Origin of the sequence: Salinisphaera sp. SWV1, from assembly GCF_052044155.1 — a bacterium.
Classification (GTDB): domain Bacteria; phylum Pseudomonadota; class Gammaproteobacteria; order Nevskiales; family Salinisphaeraceae; genus Salinisphaera.
The window spans coordinates 1-15743 of the sequence record NZ_JBQDYE010000056.1 but is presented as its reverse complement, the minus strand read 5'-3'; the positions used below and the strand labels follow the sequence as shown (position 1 = coordinate 15743).

Sequence of the window (15743 nt, the reverse complement as noted above, 5' to 3'; positions counted from 1 at the left end):
CGAAGCGGTCGGCCGCCTCGGTCATGATCATGTTCAACACGCCCATCAGGTTATTGATGGTCTTGGGCGAGAGCGTGACATTGCCGGAGCGTCCGGCGCACTGTGCCACCTCGGCGCGGAAGGCCAGTATGTCCGCCTTGGTGATCTCGCTGACAGGCCGGTCACCGAATGCGGGCAACAGGTGGCGGTTCAGGACCGCTCGGTTGCCCAACTGCGTGTTGCGACGCCAGCGGATCTCGTTCTCGCGCCACCAGGTGTCGGCGAAGTCTTTGAAGAGAGGTGTAGCGGCCCGATCGCTCGCCGACGCGTCGGAAGTGTCGCTATCGAAACGACCAGCTCGCCTACTGTCCGGGAAGTATCGGCGGTATTCGAAAGTGCCGAGAGTTATTTCGGCGTCCATCTTCTCCGCAACGGACTTCATGCGCTTGCGGTTCGCCTTCGTATCATCAAGCGCCGTGTATTCACGGCACCGCACGCCTCGATATTTGAAGTCGAAAAACAACTTGCCGGTGTCTTCACGATTTCTGACTTTAACCATTGCAGACACCCCCACCAGCCATCGGGATGCCGTAGTTTGTGGCATGGCCCGAGGGTTCTTGCGCATCCTCTGTGACGTGGTTTGCGTCATGCTCGCCCGCGGCAATTGGCGTTGATTCAACCTGGAGTTGCGGCTGCCGCATATCACGCTCGATCGCCTCCCAGATGTACAAGATCTTCCGGCCACCGAACGGCCTGAAGTAATGCTTGCCCTCAATGAGCACCGAGTCTTTCAACCGGTCGCGAATCGTTCGAACGTCATAGTGGATTCGTTCCGCCAACGCTTCGGTCGTGAGGTAGGTATTGTTCATGTTAAGCTCCATACGTTGCTTAGAACTGCCTTGCGTCGCGTTTACGCGACGCTTGATGTTCATATTACGCACCGCGTGTCGCTTGTCAACATCTTTTGTCGCGTTTGCGCGACGTATGGAGCGTTAAGTGTGATCCGCTTTAAGGTCAAAGAACTGCTTGCCGAAAAAGAATTCCAAGAGGGACGGGTCATTACGCTGGCGGAAGTGGCCAAGGAAACCGCTATCCATAGAGCTACCCTCTCCAAGATCGCCAACGAGCGCGGTTACAACACGGGTACCGATAACGTGGATCGGTTGTGCGCTTATTTCGGCTGCGAGATACAGGAATTAATGCAGCGAGTTCCTGAGTAGCGTTAGCGAGCAGTGCGGCCACAAGGCCCATAGCCTTACGGTCATTCAGCGCATAACACGCGGCAAGCTGTCCCTCGAACTGGCCCTGGATTGGCCCGCACAGGGCCCGGAGCGTAAAGCAGCACACTAAGGAACGGCGAGTATTAAACGAGTCGTTCTAGATAAACGGAGTCGCTAAAGGCGCTAAGCGATTGTTAGCGCGAAAAAAAAGACCACAAGCCGTCGGCTTCTGGTCTTCTTCTGATGGCGCGCCCGGAGAGATTCGAACTCCCGACTGCGGTTCGTAGCCGAAATTAGTGTCATTGTTTTGAATGCCATTATTTTTTTTCAGTCGACGTAAATCGATCTAAATCACTTAATTTTTATTGTATTTACGCTATTCTTTTGCGTAGTCATTCCCCGAATCACGCCTATTGTCGCTGACTAAGGCCGCGGGTTCGGCTACGCAAAAGGCGATGTCGTGGGCTCAACGCCAACCCCGAAAACTGACCGTATAGCGGCTTTCGCTCAGAACTGCGGCATACCAATCGTCGCCAACGAACACAGCGTCCGCGTTTCTCGTCTGACGCACCCCGCCCTGGCAATACTGGACAACGGATATGTCCCGAAAGGTCGGGTCATCGCGACCGAGTTACGGCGCTCGGTCGATCTGCTCGCCGATCTGTACTCCCGCGAGGAACACGAGCGCCTCGCGCAGCTGGCACAGCTAGCGGAGGCCTTTCATGTCCAGTTCCACCGAGATCCAACCCGAGCTCAAGGCAATATGCACCCGATGGCAGGTGCACTGGGCCTTTCCTATTATCACGGTGCTCTCGTTCCTCGCCGAGGCGAGCACGCAGCGCTGGGCATACTACGCGCCACTCTCCTTCGCGTAATCACCGCAAGGATGGGAGACGCCGCGACTCGGGCAGCAGCTCGACGTATCCGTGATGTCCTCACCATCGAGCCCACCAAAAAATTCGATCATGACGCGTCGCCACCTCTGGCTGATCGCTGGCACCCAGGAATCGACGCGAACGAATTCGAACGACTGGTCTCTCCTTACTTCGTTGAACAAGACGAATCGCCGAAGTGCTTCGCTCGCGCTGCGCTGACGCCCGCAAAGGGAGCGACTCCCAAAGCTAAAGGCATCCCGCCGACCTCTCCGCCGACCGAGCCTCCCGCGGGGCCAATACCACCTGATGAGCCAGGAACACCTCATACGCCGGGGCCTGTCGCGATTAAGACCCCGCCGGAGACGATTCGTCCCGGGGGGCTGGTCGGTATCCAGGATTTCCGAACACCGCCCGGCTCGCTTGACGCGCCGCCTGCAGATGAGATCCCGCCCGATGATTTGGAAGGCCTACAACGAGCGTTCACCCTAGATTTCTATCAAGACGAACACGAACCGCTCGAGGTCGGATCCAGCGACAGATTCGAATCCGCCACATTCGAGTTCGAGCAGGCGACCCGGCACCATCTGGAAGGTGCTCTGCTGCCCGATACGGACCGCACGCTCACAACCATAGAGGCCGGCAGCATATGGCGCCTCCTGATGGAGATCCTGGCATCCACACAGGACGAGACTCCCATGGATATGGCGGCGGCTCTTTGCGCATCGCTCATGCTGCTGACGGGCCGACGGCGGATCGAGTGTCTTCATGCGATGGTGAACTTCGCCCGGGGGATCGAGAGTACCGTCGCTGGCGCGGTGCATCTGACTTCGGAGACCTGGACGACCACGATTCAACCTCTGCCAGAGCTACGCGACCTCCCCTCGGAATGGTTCGAGGCGACCTCAGCGGGGCTACAACTTCCATTGCCTCCGCCGCTTTCACTCGCTCTATCAACATGGCGCGAACGTCTGACATCCGAAGAAATCTCGGCCCTCGGGCAGAGCGAGAACTGGCAGCGAGCATGGTTGGATTTGCGAAACCGGCTACGGCAGAGCTGTTCCCGGTTTACCGAGACGCGGTGCATTCACACACTTGCGGTTCAGACTTTTGCGCAGACCGGCCATCTGCGGGACGCTCAAATGTTATCGGGCTCTTCACTCGAGCATTCGACAGCGGCAGGACACTACTACGCTACTCCGGCCCACCGAATGACGTCCATATACTGCGACGCACTCCAAGCCATGGGAATCCAGGTTGAGAGTCGCGCGTTACCCGATCGACGCCTGATCGGCGCACCGCGGGCCGCTATTCAATGGGAGAAAGCATGCGAAGCGGTGGAGGCGATCACCGCGCGAACCGAAGACTCGGTCCGACTGAACAAGGCGCCCCTCGCAAAGGTGGTGGAAGGCACTCATGCTCTCGGCGCCTATCTTGCCGTCCTTTTTGGCGTCTGCACCGCCCACCGATTCACGTCATCCATCGGCGCGATGACCCGTCGCGATTTCCTAGTCTCCGACGCCGGCATGGGTCAGTGGAGCTTGGGCCTGGTCGATGACAAGTCCACCACACCCGAACTAGACGCCCGAATTTGCGTGCTGCCTCCCCTATTCACCGAGCAGTTGCACGCCTATCTTCGCCAGCTCGAGCGCGTCCAGCGCCTGCTGGCTGACCGAAAAGACGTCGACGCCTTGTTATTGGAACGGGTTCGCGCGGCATTGGATGGCACCGGTCCTTTGTGGTTCGCACGTGATGCAGAAGCCGCGACGGCCGACACGACAAGACTCGACCGAAACACGCTGGCCAGATTGTGGCCACAGTGGGCCATCCCCCTCCCGCTGATCCGGCATTTGTTTGCCAGCAATGCGCACCGCTTCGACATTGCCGGGTCCGATATCGCGCTGCAGATGGGCCATAGCATCGGAGACTCGACATTCGATGCCTGCGACCCGGATTCGCCAGCGGCGTTCGGCAATCGTATCGCCGCCAACGTGCAGCGCTACGTGGAGGCGCTCGGATTCCGACGGATCGGGGTCGCCCGGCGCTACGACCCGCCAGCGGCACTTGCGCCACCGCCTGCCGACACGATGATCGCCGAACACAAGCGGCTTGAAACAATGCGTCAGCGTCGTCGTGGCTTGAAGCTGCCAGAGCCGACGGAGGCCGAGTACCAGCGCGGCGGCGAATGGGTCGACGCATTCGCCGTCCATGCGGCGCCGGAAAACGACAGCGAGTGGTTGATCGAGCCGCAATCGATTCAGCAGTTACTCGCCGATTCGCAGGCCGAGCCGTTGGGCGTGCAGCAAGCCATACGCGCTCAACTGGCTGCGTTGCTCGCCCGTCGGCGCCAGACGGTATCGAACAGGCGGACGCGCCGACGCCCGTTCGTGCCGCAATTGCAATCGCCGGATAACAGCTATAACGAATTTTCGCGGCTCCATTTCGACGCGTGCCGTTGGGCGCTGGCCATAGAGGCCGCCGCGCTGGCGGCCCTCGATCGGGGCGTGCGCCATGATGAGGAAGATTCGACGCTGGCAGCCACTACGATACTGCTGGCCAGTTATGGCGCAGGCACGACGATTCCCCGTCTGCGCCACCTGCTGGATCCGGAGCTGCCCTTTCACACGTTCGAGCAATTCGACGCCGGCGTGGTTGCCGAAGTACCGCTCGGGCCAAGCGGCTCACGACAGCCGAACGGAGAATGCCAGATCCTGACCGGCGATTGCGTCGCACTCCTCTCGTACATTCGTCGCTGTCGTTCAAAGCCGGTGACTCAGCGACAGATCGAGAAAGCTCTGACCGAGCAGCCGGAACTCCGCACCTTGCTGCCTCAAGATACCGGAGCGAGTCTTGACGATGTTTTGGTGCTGATTGCCTTGGGCCGTCAGTGTCATATTCCCGGCACGCGCAGTGCCTGGGAACGCGGCGTACTCGACAGCATCGGGCCTTTACTGAGCCGGCTGGCCCCCCTCTTCTCGTCACGCGTCGAAGCGCCCGCCGTTCCCCCGCTTTCAAACACCTCATTCGCGGCAGGCGGCACGCTAATCAATCGCAAGAAAGCCCTTGCTGAATATCGGCGGCTCAGGCGCCTGACGCATGACATCGCCTCGGGACGCGATGTCGCGAACAATCGCCGCCGTCTGATCGAGCGTGCTCAGGAACTGCAGGACCGCTATGGATCGACCAGCCTCATCTCGATGCTGGCTGCGTTCGTCATCTATTTGCGCCAAAACCGCGGTCTTGCAGATAGGTCGGCCTACGATTACCTGACCACCCTCGGCACACGACTGATCCGTCGTCTCGGCGCCGGAGATATCCACGCCATGGATCCGGACGACCTGGAACAAGCGCTCAGGCACATCGCCGTCGAATCGAGATCCGGTGGTCAGCGAGCGAGCGCCAGTACCGTCGCCTCGGCAGCGTCTCATTTTTCCGAGATACTCGATCGCATCGGGGTCGAGATTGACCTGTCGAGGGCGTTCGATGGGCTGACGTTCAGCGCGCAACGCCATCCCGGCTACTTCTCGAATCAGGAAGAGAACGTCGCGATCGAGTCGGCCCTATCGTCGACCACGCATCGTGCACTCACGACGCTCTCAGTCGACACGACCGCAGACACCGCGACCATCGGAGAAGCCGGCGCCCTCATTCAGATGGCAACTGGCCTCCGACTGAGCGAGGTCGCCGGCCTGATGTCGCGCGATTTCGCCCTCGACAACCAGCAGTTGTCGATCCATGTGCACCCGATCAAGCGACGACAACTGAAGACGCTATCGAGCCGACGCGTCGTCGTGGCGCCGATCGCAGGCGGGATCGACCGACAACTGAAAGCGTTGCTCGAGCGACTACGCTCACGGATCGGGAACACGGGAGATCTTTTGCTGGCGCCTGATATCGGTACCGATGTACCGGCTATAGCGCGCACGATTTCGAGCGGATTTCGAGCCGCCGCCTCAACCCATATCGACGGCTCCAGCGCACGCGGGCACATCGCACGTCACAACGCCGCCACGGCCGCAGTCTTGGCGACCCATCCGAGTCGGATGACGCAAACCATGAGATTGCTCAAGCCTCTCGCGCATAGCGACGGTACTTGCCGCCGCCTCGAACCGCTCAGCCGCTTGCCTGCACGGCTTCAGTTTCGCTATCTGGCGAAACAGCTGGGGCATGGCACCCCCACTACGACGCTCACCTGGTACGCGCATGCGCTGCCTCTATTACATGCTCAGACCACCCCGTGGCTTGGTCTAACTCGCCAAACAGAAGCGAAGCTCCTCGGCCGTAAGGTCAGTGATATCGACCGATGGCGTGGGCGCCAGGGCGGCACACATATCAGTCACAATGACACGTTTCTGAACCGCTTCAATCCAGAGTGGATCCCGGCACTGATGCATCGTCGGGTTCGCATCACGCCCGAAGCGCAGCCCTCAGACACTCCTGACCCGGTGGACTTGTCCGAGCTATCGGGCGAGCTCGCCGCCTGTGTGGCGTTGACCGTACGCGAAGGCGTCAACGAGTACACGGCCTCAGGACACTGGGGGATCACGGTCGATCGGTACCGAGCCATCGTCGAGTTCCTGGGCGAGCGGGATCGCGGGCTGCAGATCGGATATTTGACCGGGCGCCGCATCAGGCCACGCCGCCATCTCCGGATACCCCGCGCTCACGATTTACGCCGCATCTTTCGCAGTATCGACCAGGCCCTGGAGCAGGGCTCTTTAGACAGCTTAGCCCTGCGTCGATGGCTATTGCGCCAACTGCCCACCGACAGCCGGGAGTTGGTATTCGACGACGAAACGATCGGCCTGGCCGATGCCGTACGACGTCATAAAAGAGCGACCACGACCGGGCAGCAGTCGACCGCCGCGATAATCGAGCTGCCACCCTCTGATCGGTCCCTGCTGCTGCTGATCGCGGCCGCGATCAGTTGGGCTCGTCACAACTGACGGGCGAGCGGCGAGCCATCGTCTTACGATGAAATTCGAGAGCTCACGCCCTGCCCTATGACGTGTAGTGGCCGCCGCTCGCAATAGTGTCGGCAGTGGAGGCCCGGCATGGCACACGCCAACTCAAGAGTTCAGAAGCACCGCGACGCCCCGCGAGTACTATCTGAGTCACTCACAGGCCTGATTTTTCCAAGTCTGGCTGCTCAGTTATCGGGGAGAGGGTCACTTATTCTTTCTAGCTCATGGATGCGCAAAAGATCCAGTTTTGGTGCCGGGTTATTCTATTGCTTCGAAATAATAGGGACTAATAGCGGGAAGATCAGAATGGCGCCAAGTTAAACCAATTCGACGGCGTAATTCCGTAGTTTGACGCGACTGATGCGGCGATACTGTCGCATACCAAACGCCACGCTTTATTTGCCCGGCTCTCATCTGCAAACGCGCCGTTGCAAGCTGCGATCGCGCCCTCAGAAATGGGCCGATGAACGGGCACGGATTCCACGTCCTTCGCTCAGTCAGCTCGGCGCGTGCTTCAGGCGCTTGATACTGTGGCGACAGCTACATCAGACCTGCCGGGGCGGTTTCAGCCGACGCCGATTATTTAGTCGCGAGAACACCTTCTCGGCATTCTTTTCACAGGTCCTGGATGCCAGGAGAGCTGGCCTATGCTGCATAGAGAAGTTTTACTGCTGCCCTGCGGATATACCGCACGGCGGGCCTCGGAGCCCGCCGTGCGATCGTTTCCCCGTCGCGGCGTTTATTACATCTCGCCGTTATTGAGCTTTTTCAGAGCCTGCTTGTACAAAGCGTAGTGATCGCCCTCGTCGGCCGCGATTTGCCGAAATACCCCGGCCACCTTGTGATCGCCAACGTTATCAGCCTGTTTTGCGAATTTGACATACATCTGCGAATTTTCGTAGTGCTCACGAGCCATGCTGCCGAGAAGGTTTTTCTTGTCGCTTTTAACTAGGCCGGCGGCATCCGCCTCACGGGCGAAATGCTCATAGGCCTCCACCTGGGAGTTCTGGTGGAATAGCTTGGCGAGATCCGGATGGCCCGATTTCCGTGCTTTTTCAGCGAAGTCTTGGTATTTGAGGTGGGCAAACGCTTCGCCATGCATCGCGTGCATGAGGTTCTCCTTCGTCTGCGGATTCAGAGAGTCACCCGCAAATACAGGGCTGACAAAACTCAGCCCGACGGCCACCAGTGAAATCGACAGAACGTTTCGCAATGTTTTCATGATTAATCTCCATTTGGCCCGTTAGGGTGTTTCGACTGGAGATTTCGAGTCTCAGTGAGCGACCTGACGAAAACCTGACCGCCAATCGATCCGAGCATGAAAGTTTTGTGACTGTCAGGATTTCGTCAGCTGGGAGAACGATAGTAATCCTCGAATACAGCAAGGGTTGCATTCATCAACCAAGGAGCGTTTCGATGATTTTGAGGAAGAGCGTGATTGCAGCCGCGTCGCTGCTGGCGATGACGGCGTTGTCAACCGCGGCGTTGGCGAGCCCGCAATGCACGGACAAGCCCGAGTCCAAATGGCTGAGCGAAAAAGCCATGAAGGCAAAGATCAAGCAAATGGGCTACGGCGAGATAAAGATTTTCCGCAAGACCGCGAGTGGCTGCTACGAGATCTATGGCTATACCGGGGACGGCCATCGCGCCGAGGTCTACTTCAACCCCATCGACGGCAGCGTCGTCGAGAAGAATGTGGACTGACCAGTATGGGGAGCCTCCAGGATGAAACGTCGTAAGGCGGATATGTCTGGTCCCGCGCGTGCCCAGGTCAAGGTCTGGGATCCAATAGTGCGGCTGTTCCACTGGATCGTGGTAACGGGCGTTACGCTCAACTATTTTGTTCTGGAGGCTGGCAAAACGGCGCACCGATATATGGGCTACATAGTCTTCAGCGCCTTAGTAGTTCGACTCTTGTGGGGTTTCGTAGGCTCCCGCTACGCCCGGTTCAGCGAATTCGTAGTGGGCCCGGCTATCGTGGCCGGGCACCTCGGTCGAACATTGCGATTACGCAGCCCGCGTTATATCGGTCATAACCCGGCCGGTGGCGCCATGATGGTCGTATTGATGATTCTGCTTGCCGCCATCTGCATCACAGGCTGGATGCAGACGCTGGATGCGTTCTGGGGTGTGGCGTGGGTTCAGAACGCGCATATGCTATGTGCTAACTCGATTATTGCGCTAGCCTTAATCCATGTGCTTGCGGCGATCTTGGAAAGCTTCGTCCACCGGGAGAACCTGATTCTGGCAATGATTACCGGTCGCAAACGCGCATCAACTACGTCGGGCCACGCCAATGAAACTTCTGCTGGTCGAAGATAACCGGCGCCTAGCGTTCTTGCTCGCGGATGCGCTGCGCGAGGAGGGCTTCACGGTCGACAGGGCAGAAACCCTGCGCGCCACCGGTGAATTGTGTGGCACCCAGCCATATGACTTGCTGTTACTGGATCTGGGAATGCCCGACGGCGACGGGCTGGATTTCGTTCGTAAGCACAGGCGGCGCGAAGACGCCTGCCCGATTCTAGTGATCACTGCCCGCGGTGCACTGGACGACCGGGTGGCGGGGCTGGACGTCGGTGCAGACGACTATATGGTGAAGCCCTTCGAGATCCCGGAGCTCGCGGCACGGTGTCGAGCGCTTCTGCGCCGTTCGGTGCCGGGATCTATCGCCAACCTGTCGTTCGCTAACGTGACGTTTGAGGTGTCCAACCGCGAGGTCCGCGTGGCGGATCAGCCGGTCAGCCTGGCGCCCCGCGAGCTCGATCTGCTCGAGCGTCTTATTCTCCGTGCCGGCCACGTCGTGCCCAAAGCACGACTGGAACAGGTCTTGTATACCCTTTCCGACGAGGTTAGTCCGAACGCCGTGGAGGCTTCTGTATCCAGGCTGCGAAAGCGACTCAGGCAGGCCGGGGCTGCAGTCGTTCTGCATACCGCGCACGGCGTCGGCTATGCCTTGGTCGCGAAGACATCGAAGCACGAAGATGTTTCGACCTGACAAATCCGCGGAGACCAGAGTGGACAGGTCCGTCAAGGATCGACGCTTCAGCCAGACCCTCCTGTTCAAGATGTCCTTGCGCATGGGGGGCGTGGCGGCGATTTTTTTCGCCATTCAGGTGGGGGCCGTGATCTGGATGTATGCGCACCGCCCGAACGAGCTGGACCAGTTGCTGGTCTCGGCGGAGGCCCACAGGATAGCCAGCGAACTGCGACAGACATCGCCTGGCGCCGAATTCTCCGTTCCGCCCGATCTGAAGAGGCCACTTTCAGGCAACACCCAACGGGCATTCGTGATACACGATCATCGTGGGCGCGTGGTGGGACGATACAACGACGGGGATCTACGGGGGGCCGACACGCCCCCTTCATCTTTCGTAAAGATCCGTACGCAGCGCGAGACGCTGAACGACCAATTTCTGCTCTCGGGAACCCGGCGTGTCATGGTGGACGGACATCCCCTGTGGGTGAGCGTGGCGATCCTCGGTCAGGGCTTCGAGCCTTTCATTCCCGTTATCTTCAACGAGATCCGCGTCCATGTTCTGTTTCCAGTTGTATTGATCACTTTGCTGTTTCTGCTTTTCAACTACGGCGTCGTCAAGCGCACATTGAAGCCGCTGAACGACACCACCGAGACTGTCAACAAGGTCGATCCCACGGACCCCTCCGCTAGAGTCCCCTCGTCGAGTTACTCATGGGAATTGCAGGCCCTTACGGAATCCACCAACCATATGCTCGAACGCGTGCAGCGATCCATGCATATGCTCCGGGATTTTTCAGGGAATGTGGCTCATGAGCTGCGCACGCCGCTCGCCATCATGCTGCTTACCATTCGTAAACTCCCGGATGACCAGTTCCGCGAAAGTCTCCACAGGGACGCGCTCGGTATGCGACGACTGGTAGAGCAGTTGCTTGACCTCTCCCAGGCAGAGTCGCTGAACGTTCAGCGGGACGCGGCCAGGGTGAATCTCGGGCAAGTGGCCCAGACCGTCGTCGGGGAGCTCGTTCCGCTCGCCTTATCGCGCCAGCGTTTCATCAATTATTCGGACGAGGGCGCTCCCGAGATAAGAGGGCACGAGGAGGCGATTGCTCGGGCGTTGCGGAACGTTGCCGAAAACGCGCTTGTGCACACCCCCGTGGATACCGGTATCGAGGTGACCAGCGGTCCCGGTCCCAGCTATGAGGTACGCGACCATGGGCCTGGCATACCCCAAGCCAGTCGCCACCGGGTGAAGGAACGATTCTACCGTGGTACTGGCGAGAAGTCCGGTGGAGCCGGCCTGGGTCTTGCCATCGCGACCACGATCGTCGAGGCGCATGGCGGGCGTCTCGAAATAGAGGACGCTGCTGATGGTGGCGCGCTGGTTAGGCTGACGTTCGTCGCGCAGTCGGGCGAACATTATGACTTGCAGCCGTCCCCGCCGGAGCGTCCAAGTGACGGCCCGAGAGCTCGAGGTCAGAGGAGAATGGCGCTAAGTTAAGGCTGCGCAGCGCGATAATCTCGTGGTCTGTGGCGGCAAGTACAGCGATAATATCGCATGCCAAACGCCGCGCTTTATCTGCCCGGCTTTCATCTGCAAGCGCTGCGCCGCAAACTGCGAGCGCGCCGTCAGCAATGAACTAATTGCGGGAACATGTCGCGATGCTGTCGATCGATGCCCGGCTCCGCATCGGATCGCGCTTCGAACGGACCGCGATTTGATCCATACCGACGGTTACGACCAAACACCCTATCGACCAGCGATCGGATCCGGCGTCCTGGATGATCCGCTGGGACGAAATCCGTCGCCAGCGCATGACCGCCAACAATGTGGTGGCTTTACCCAGCTAGGCGTCGGGTGGCAGTGCGTCGTGGACCGACGCCGCGTTGCCACCTTCCAGCACAGCCAGCGGTGTGGCGCCGTCAAACACGGGCAGCGGCGTGTTGAGCCAGCGCCAGGCGCTTTCATGGTCGGGAAACCGTGCCAGCACTTCGGCGAGTCCGAGGATGGGTTGACCCTCGGCATTGAGCTGGCCCGCCGGTAGACGCCAGCTTCCTAGATCGGAGTCCTTCCAGCCGATGAGCTGGCCGCGCCGAACGCGATTGCGAACGGTCTGGCCGGACTTGACCCCGATGCGGACGGCGAACTCGTTCACGTTGAGCAGTTCAGCGGCATCAGGTGCCGCCGCGGCGACCGCGGGCGCCTTGGTCCGCCTGGCCGCCCTGGTCCGCGTGGTCGCCGTGGTCGGCTCCGGTCGCTTTGGTTCGGGTCGCTGCGGCTGAGGCGCGGACGCCCCGCACACGATATTGATCAGCCGCTCGGCCCTGTCCTCAACGCCGACCTGGCGAGCCGCCAGACGCGCAAGCCGCAACAGGTTTTGCCTGATCGCCAGCCGACTCATTCCGTGTCTCCCGGCGCGATGACACCCGGTTGGCCGGGCCTCGATCCAATGACGTTCTGGGTCACCATATCCACTTCCATAATGCAGATCCCATCCATGCCGGCCCATCATACCGCGGTGATCCGCTATCCGGCTTCGTGATCGGCCGCAATACCAATGAACGCGGGAGTGGTGGAGTCGCCAGCGGAACTACCCCGCCAGGCGCTCACAGATCCGGAGTGAACCTCTCGATTCATCCGGCTCTTCTCATCCAGCGGTTTAGCCGTACACAAACTCCCAATGGCCAAACAAACTCGGATGGTGTGCCCGGTATCGGGCAAGCCACTTCAGGGATCGATTGTTCGATCCACGCAGATGCCGAAATTTCTTGCAGGCCCATTTTTCAATTCGATGATCCAGGCGCCACAGGAAGCGCTTCAATAACCCGGGATAGAAAGACCCGTAATAATTGATACAGCCTCGGATCGTGGGATTGAGCCACCGTGCCAGATCATCCAGGGACAGTTCCGACAGGCGCGGGAACCGCCACCCGCGGATGACATCCCCCATTCGCTTGAGCGATCGTGGGCTCACGGCCGGATGAAATCCCGAGAATAACCAGCCACGGCGATTCATTTTCGTTTCGGATGACCATGCCGGGCTCAAGGCCGCTCGGGCGGCCGTGTTCCCGGCAGGGGGACCCCACCGGCGCGATGCGGGCGCGCCAGATTCAGCGCATCGCGCCGGTCGGTCTTGAGCCGATCCGTGGCACGGCGCGGCATCAAACCGGTGGCGACCACGATACAGTCGCGGCCCATCTGCGCGACTGACGATGCAGGCCGTAGCCGCCCGTCCCGGCTCCGTAGCACACACCCAGCACTTCACCATCCGGCGACAGCTTGTGCATCAGGCGATTGAGCGCCGTCCGCGTATTGGCAATCTCGCCACGGTAAACCGGCTCGGCGCGACCAGCGGCTGCCACAGCCACCGCGATCGTTTCCTTGTGGACATCCAGACCGACGTAAACGCTAAACTCGACCCTGACCCGCCCTGCTCAATGTGGCTCTGCTTGGAAACGATCCCGTCCTCAACGTAACCCACGAGCGTTGAGGACGGGCAGGTCAATCCATGGTGTCGAAGGCCGTGGAGGGAATCCTCAGCGCGGCAGCGCTTTGGGCGGTCAACAGCAGTGCTGTTGGCGACGATTCAAGTCATCGCTACAAATTAGTACGCCCGTCGTTCAATGATATGGCGACAAGAGCATCTATTTCTGATTTGCGTGGCTTTGACCCCGGCGCTCGGACTGCGACTCGTCCCCCTACCATTGCTCTCTGTGTAGAGTCCTGCCATGTACCACTTCCCCCGTCTTTGCATCGAGGAACAGCGTTTTCGCGCGATGCTCATGACCAAAGGCGAACATATCCTCCAAACTGCCGGCTTTGGCGTCGAATGATTGGTTCCCGATGCGACCTGTCTGCCAGTTGTCTTCTATGAAGCGGAGAATCGAGCTGGTATCAGTAACCGAATGCGCAACAAAATTTGTCTTCGCATACGGCGATATCACCAGCAATGGCTGACGCGGCCCATAGCCGCAACGATCTTCGTAGATTTTCCCATTGGTTTGGCCACACAGCTTAGAACCGTCGAGCGTATCGTTTATCGGGTCGCTGGATTGGCTGATGATCGGCCCCATCACATGGTCGTACCAACCATCGGAATCATCATAGGCAATAATGATCGCAGTATGCTTCCATTGCGGTAGCCGCTGAATACGATTAATCGTATGCACGAGAAAATGCTGCTCGTCCAACGGGTCGGATGCGCTAGCGTGTCCGGACTGGTAAAAGCTCGGCTTAAGAAAGGAAACCGCTGGCATATTGCCGGCCTTTGCGGCTTTCCAGAAGTCGTCCAGATCATATTGGTGGTTGGCCTGGTCGGAATGACCTATCATCCGGACAGAACTCGGTGGCAGATGAGCCGGGTTCGATGTCGACTTGTAGAACTGGAAGGGTTCAATAAACGCGATGTAATCGTCAATCGTGGCCCCCGCAATATTCATATGTGAGGAGTCGCAGACCGGGCTGCCGTCCTTTTGACGCGCGGTGGGCTTAAACCCGCCGGAAAACCAACCCCATGTGATTTTTTTGTCGTTGAGCAGATCGCCGATATTTTGCCCGGTGAGTTTAATCTGGTTATTTGGGTTAGCGCAGTCATCGAACTTCGGAGACGGATTGCCTATGACGGTGCCGTTGGCAACACCGCCTGCATTGGCTGGTATCGCGCCGTGGGTTTGGCCGCTTATGAGGTTGATATGACCAACAGCGGAAGGCCCGAACGTCGTGTCGAAAGTGTTATCGCTCATCGCGAAATGTTGGGCGTAATTCCACATCGCTGTGACAGTGTTGCCATCGTAATAGTCCATCACCGTCGACCCGCCGCCACAGCCCGTGGACTGCACGAACTTGTTCATTAGCCCGCCGTTGAACGCGTTCTGCTCAGCTTTGTAGCCATGATTGTTGTCGCAGGTCACCGCTTGGCTACGGGGTAGTCTTTGCGGGTTGGCCTTGTTGGGATTATTGGTCAGTAATTCCTGCGTCAAGCCGTTCACGGACGGGGTATCCGCTCGTGCGTGAAACTGGGGTACGCCGGCTGGATTCTTTGCTTTCGGATAGGTCCCAAAATAGTGATCGAAGGAAATGTTCTCGTCGAAAATCACCACAACATGCTTGATCGGCGTCGTCGTCTGGCCCTGCTGATTCGAATGATCATGGTCGAAACGATTGTGTTCATGCTGCGCGAACGCAGGCGTGGCGGCCAGACACGCGGCGAGGGCCGCGCTGCCCAACGACAGTTTCATATTCACTGGATGCGTCATTGAATTCCCCAATGGCAGTTATTGTTGCGGCTCTTCGCGAGCTCTGAACGGGCCTCTGACCTCGGCGCCGTCCAGCAAGCAGGGAGGCGCGCCCAAGGCCGACACACCAGTCCGCGACCGATACCACCTGGCATTAGCCAGACTTGAGAAGCTAATGAACGCTCATGACGGCTTGATGATGCCCGGCAAAAAAGGACAACCCACCAGACATGTCACCCGCGTGAACAGCGAGCCTGCAGACGCAACGATGCAGGCCGATCGGATGACCAAGATCAGGAAGTGGGCGGAGAGCCAGGCGGCCTTCTGTGCCGCCCACAGCCTGTCGCAGATGAGCTTTCAGCACTAGAAACGACGCCTGAAGTCGTCAGCATCGCCGGTCTAGGGCGCTGCTGAAATAGCGCCCTAGGAGTCTGTCGGACTGAGCCCCGGCGGCGTGACCTGTTTGTCGCGTGCCGGACGTTGCGTCCCGTTTTTTTCG

General features: G+C 59.3%; 13 protein-coding genes and 1 pseudogene. 8 read left to right on the top strand and 6 right to left on the bottom strand.

From position 1 onward, the window contains the following. Both ACS8YF_RS18295 and ACS8YF_RS18290 read right to left on the bottom strand, forming a co-directional pair. Positions 1–538 (bottom strand): Arm DNA-binding domain-containing protein (locus ACS8YF_RS18295; RefSeq protein ID WP_440851551.1); only part of this gene is annotated, 538 nt, incomplete at its 3' end. 94 nt (positions 539–632) lie between these two features. Beyond that, positions 633–848, bottom strand: a pseudogene (locus ACS8YF_RS18290) (hypothetical protein); the annotation flags it as partial. Between the two features lie 129 nt (positions 849–977). On the opposite strand from ACS8YF_RS18290, the gene ACS8YF_RS18285 reads away from it, so the two are divergent. The 3 genes from ACS8YF_RS18285 to ACS8YF_RS18275 all read left to right on the top strand — a co-directional run bounded on the left by ACS8YF_RS18285 (position 978) and on the right by ACS8YF_RS18275 (position 7017). Further along, positions 978–1199, top strand: a complete 222-nt coding sequence (locus tag ACS8YF_RS18285; protein ID WP_440851550.1) for a helix-turn-helix domain-containing protein — start codon at positions 978–980, stop codon at positions 1197–1199. A 722-nt stretch (positions 1200–1921) separates the two neighbouring features. Then, positions 1922–2074, top strand: coding sequence for a hypothetical protein (locus tag ACS8YF_RS18280; protein WP_440851549.1), 153 nt, complete (start codon positions 1922–1924; stop codon positions 2072–2074). Between the two features lie 11 nt (positions 2075–2085). Beyond that, positions 2086–7017, top strand: a complete 4932-nt coding sequence (locus tag ACS8YF_RS18275; RefSeq protein ID WP_440851548.1) for a hypothetical protein — start codon at positions 2086–2088, stop codon at positions 7015–7017. Positions 7018–7777: 760 nt separating this feature from the next. Here ACS8YF_RS18275 and ACS8YF_RS18270 read toward each other — a convergent pair. After that, complete coding sequence (locus ACS8YF_RS18270) at positions 7778–8257, bottom strand: rubrerythrin family protein (protein WP_440851547.1); 480 nt, start codon at positions 8255–8257, stop codon at positions 7778–7780. Between the two features lie 194 nt (positions 8258–8451). Here ACS8YF_RS18270 and ACS8YF_RS18265 point away from each other — a divergent pair, with 194 nt between their 5' ends. Genes ACS8YF_RS18265 through ACS8YF_RS18250 form a run of 4 tightly spaced genes read left to right on the top strand, consistent with a single transcriptional unit; the run spans position 8452 to position 11510 of the window. Beyond that, on the top strand, positions 8452–8739 hold the full coding sequence (locus tag ACS8YF_RS18265) for a PepSY domain-containing protein (RefSeq protein WP_440851546.1): 288 nt from the start codon (positions 8452–8454) through the stop codon (positions 8737–8739). A 21-nt stretch (positions 8740–8760) separates the two neighbouring features. Further along, positions 8761–9357 carry a cytochrome b/b6 domain-containing protein gene (locus ACS8YF_RS18260; RefSeq protein WP_440851545.1) on the top strand — a complete coding sequence of 199 codons (597 nt, stop codon included), beginning with the start codon at positions 8761–8763 and terminating at the stop codon, positions 9355–9357. Further along, positions 9332–10030, top strand: a complete 699-nt coding sequence (locus ACS8YF_RS18255) for a response regulator (protein ID WP_440851544.1) — start codon at positions 9332–9334, stop codon at positions 10028–10030. Before ACS8YF_RS18260 ends, ACS8YF_RS18255 begins: the two co-directional genes overlap by 26 nt. Before the next feature lie 19 nt (positions 10031–10049). After that, positions 10050–11510 (top strand): sensor histidine kinase, encoded by a 1461-nt coding sequence (locus ACS8YF_RS18250; protein WP_440851543.1) that lies wholly within the window; start codon positions 10050–10052, stop codon positions 11508–11510. A gap of 346 nt (positions 11511–11856) precedes the next feature. Here the strand turns inward: ACS8YF_RS18250 and ACS8YF_RS18245 are convergent, their stop codons facing one another. The 3 genes from ACS8YF_RS18245 to ACS8YF_RS18235 all read right to left on the bottom strand — a co-directional run bounded on the left by ACS8YF_RS18245 (position 11857) and on the right by ACS8YF_RS18235 (position 15265). Continuing rightward, the gene (locus tag ACS8YF_RS18245) at positions 11857–12411 is read right to left on the bottom strand and encodes an antitoxin Xre/MbcA/ParS toxin-binding domain-containing protein (RefSeq protein WP_440851542.1); all 555 of its coding nucleotides are present in this window, start codon (positions 12409–12411) and stop codon (positions 11857–11859) included. A gap of 258 nt (positions 12412–12669) precedes the next feature. Then, complete coding sequence (locus tag ACS8YF_RS18240; RefSeq protein ID WP_440851541.1) at positions 12670–12960, bottom strand: group II intron maturase-specific domain-containing protein; 291 nt, start codon at positions 12958–12960, stop codon at positions 12670–12672. A gap of 748 nt (positions 12961–13708) precedes the next feature. Next, positions 13709–15265: an alkaline phosphatase family protein gene (locus ACS8YF_RS18235; protein WP_440851540.1), complete on the bottom strand. Its 1557-nt coding sequence runs from the start codon at positions 15263–15265 to the stop codon at positions 13709–13711. Positions 15266–15419: 154 nt separating this feature from the next. On the opposite strand from ACS8YF_RS18235, the gene ACS8YF_RS18230 reads away from it, so the two are divergent. Beyond that, on the top strand, positions 15420–15611 hold the full coding sequence (locus ACS8YF_RS18230) for a hypothetical protein (protein WP_440851539.1): 192 nt from the start codon (positions 15420–15422) through the stop codon (positions 15609–15611). The last annotated feature ends 132 nt before the right edge of the window (positions 15612–15743 follow it).

Coding starts and splice junctions, on each gene's coding strand:
- ACS8YF_RS18280 (WP_440851549.1), top strand. CDS start 1,922: ATGTCCAGTTCCACCGAGATCCAACCCGAGCTCAAGGCAATATGCACC.
- ACS8YF_RS18275 (WP_440851548.1), top strand. CDS start 2,086: ATGGGAGACGCCGCGACTCGGGCAGCAGCTCGACGTATCCGTGATGTC.
- ACS8YF_RS18270 (WP_440851547.1), bottom strand. CDS start 8,257: ATGAAAACATTGCGAAACGTTCTGTCGATTTCACTGGTGGCCGTCGGG.
- ACS8YF_RS18265 (WP_440851546.1), top strand. CDS start 8,452: ATGATTTTGAGGAAGAGCGTGATTGCAGCCGCGTCGCTGCTGGCGATG.
- ACS8YF_RS18260 (WP_440851545.1), top strand. CDS start 8,761: ATGAAACGTCGTAAGGCGGATATGTCTGGTCCCGCGCGTGCCCAGGTC.
- ACS8YF_RS18255 (WP_440851544.1), top strand. CDS start 9,332: ATGAAACTTCTGCTGGTCGAAGATAACCGGCGCCTAGCGTTCTTGCTC.
- ACS8YF_RS18245 (WP_440851542.1), bottom strand. CDS start 12,411: ATGAGTCGGCTGGCGATCAGGCAAAACCTGTTGCGGCTTGCGCGTCTG.
- ACS8YF_RS18240 (WP_440851541.1), bottom strand. CDS start 12,960: ATGGGGGATGTCATCCGCGGGTGGCGGTTCCCGCGCCTGTCGGAACTG.
- ACS8YF_RS18235 (WP_440851540.1), bottom strand. CDS start 15,265: ATGACGCATCCAGTGAATATGAAACTGTCGTTGGGCAGCGCGGCCCTC.
- ACS8YF_RS18230 (WP_440851539.1), top strand. CDS start 15,420: ATGAACGCTCATGACGGCTTGATGATGCCCGGCAAAAAAGGACAACCC.